The sequence below is a fragment of the Streptococcus sp. HMSC073F11 genome, from assembly GCF_001810785.1.
GTDB lineage: Bacteria > Bacillota > Bacilli > Lactobacillales > Streptococcaceae > Streptococcus.
In genome coordinates this window covers 1-380 of the sequence record NZ_KV802687.1, presented here as the reverse complement: position 1 = coordinate 380, position 380 = coordinate 1, and the positions used below count along the sequence as shown (strand labels likewise).

Sequence of the window (380 nt, the reverse complement as noted above, 5' to 3'; positions counted from 1 at the left end):
AGTGACAAAGACCTTTGAAAACTGAACAAGACGAACCAATGTGCAGGGCACTACAACTAAGGTTGTAGTACTGAACAATGAAAAAACAATAAATCTGTCAGTGACAGAAATGAGTGAGAACTCAAACTTTTAATGAGAGTTTGATCCTGGCTCAGGACGAACGCTGGCGGCGTGCCTAATACATGCAAGTAGAACGCTGAAGGAGGAGCTTGCTTCTCCGGATGAGTTGCGAACGGGTGAGTAACGCGTAGGTAACCTGCCTGGTAGCGGGGGATAACTATTGGAAACGATAGCTAATACCGCATAAGAGTAGATGTTGCATGACATTTGCTTAAAAGGTGCAATTGCATCACTACCAGATGGACCTGCGTTGTATTAGC

At 44.7% G+C, this 380-nt stretch carries 1 rRNA gene; it reads left to right on the top strand.

The window, feature by feature from the left end:
* Positions 1-128: 128 nt before the first annotated feature.
* Positions 129-380 (top strand): 16S ribosomal RNA (locus HMPREF2764_RS01550); the annotation flags it as partial.